Below are 1,647 nucleotides of genomic sequence, written 5' to 3'. Positions count from 1 at the left end.
TTAGCAATTTGCATACGTTTTAGATCAAATTGTTTTTGTTCCTCTTTGGTCAAAACCTTATCCTTGCAAGAAGACAAAAATAATATGATACACAGTACTACAATTTTAATTCCTTGTTTTAACATAGCCTTCTTTGGTCATTTTTTTATTTTAATTATTTAGTATGCACCTAACCCGATAGCGCGGATTTGCAATCCGTGCCCACAATCTACATTAACAAAAATCTAACAAAACAAATTCCAATTCGTTCTCTAAACCCGCATAATTCCGAGCGGTCGGGATTGCTTTGTATTTTGTTGACCCATAAAAAGGGTATTAAAAACAAAACTACAACTTTTTACATTTGTAGTTTTGTATTATTTAACTTTCTTTGAGGGCACGGATTGCAAATCCGCGCTATCCGTGTGTGGGACATATCCGAGCGGTCGGGTAAAGACTTGCAAGAGCTTATTGAAATGTTGGCAGAGTAAGTAAAGCAGTCTTTAAGAACCGCCTTGTGAACCAATCCAACGAAGTGTAGAAAGCAAATCTTTTCTTACAATGTTTTGTCCGTATTCATATTGCAACGCATCTAGAAAACTATAACCATAGCCTAAATCTTCTTTTGTTTTAAAAGGATGGTTTATATCTACTGCACTTAACCATTCTTGTAATGTTGGATTTCCAATTTTTAAAAAATAAGCAGTGCCAAAGAGAAAGGAAATAAATTTTAAAATATCATCATCAAACATATAGCATTCCTTATTCAAATTGCTATATGTTGTTTTAATTTTATTCAAATCAAATATTTCAACCTGCATTTCTTCAGATAATTTTTTATATTCTTGTTCGTTTTTTATGTCAAATAGCCTGTCTAACCAATTACTTATCTCAGTCCATCCTTCAGGTAGTTGTGAATGATATTCTTTTAAATAGTCTTCTATAGCTAAAAGAGTAAATTCATTATTTCTATATATACGAACAAAGTTTACCATGGGATAATGTTTGCAGAGCCTTTAATAGCTGAATTTACAGTAGATTGGTCGAAAATTGAGAAATTGGTATAGCTTGTAGAGCCTCCTTGTGCACCATAAAATTTAACGCCTGAATAACCATTATTTTTTGCCCAAATAGCTATTTCTTGGGTGTATTCATAAGAATTTGTTACTCCCGATAATTTCATTTGTTCAAAGGAAGTTCCAAGCTGTCGAATTACTGTTTCATCTGTTAAATCAAGAATGTTATTAATTTCAACATTTGTAATTTCAAATAATGTTTTGCCAGATGTACCTCCGTATGAGTTTGCTTCGATGATATTCCCTGCTTTTGTTTCGCTCAAATACAATCCTTTTCTAAATCTATTCTCCGCATCAATCATTCCTGAATAAATTTCTGTTGGATTATAACTTTGATTTCCAGTATACCTGTACCATTTTCCAATATAAGTTTTACCAAGAGGTTTCGTTGTAATACTGTTTAAGAAGGTTTTTAGCTCATTTCCTGACTTGGCTAAAAACTTCCCCGCCCCCTTCACACTCAATCCAGCTTTTCCTCCATCCTCAACAACTTCAAGAGTTGCTTTTGAAACCACATTATCAGCATTCAAATATACACAATCTTCAATAGTTTCCAAAACAGTTCCTTTGATCATTGGAACTTCTATTTTTA

The 1,647-nt window shown here is 32.8% G+C and carries 2 protein-coding genes; both read right to left on the bottom strand.

Annotated features, from left to right (window positions below; genetic code table 11):
- Window positions 1–482: 482 nt before the first annotated feature.
- Window positions 483–974 (bottom strand): hypothetical protein, encoded by a 492-nt coding sequence (locus tag BMW63_RS17715; protein ID WP_074724785.1) that lies wholly within the window; start codon window positions 972–974, stop codon window positions 483–485.
- Window positions 968–1,647, bottom strand: a 680-nt coding sequence (locus tag BMW63_RS18255; RefSeq protein WP_217643748.1) for a hypothetical protein, incomplete at its 5' end; no start/stop codon positions are given. The genes BMW63_RS18255 and BMW63_RS17715, both read right to left, overlap by 7 nt.

The sequence above is a fragment of the Flavobacterium frigoris genome (assembly GCF_900111075.1).
In the GTDB taxonomy this organism is placed as follows: Bacteria; Bacteroidota; Bacteroidia; order Flavobacteriales; family Flavobacteriaceae; genus Flavobacterium; species Flavobacterium frigoris.
This window is presented reverse-complemented; position numbering and strand designations above follow the sequence as displayed.

Excerpts from the sequence above, each read along its gene's own strand:
- BMW63_RS17715 (WP_074724785.1), bottom strand. The coding sequence starts at position 974 with ATGGTAAACTTTGTTCGTATATATAGAAATAATGAATTTACTCTTTTA.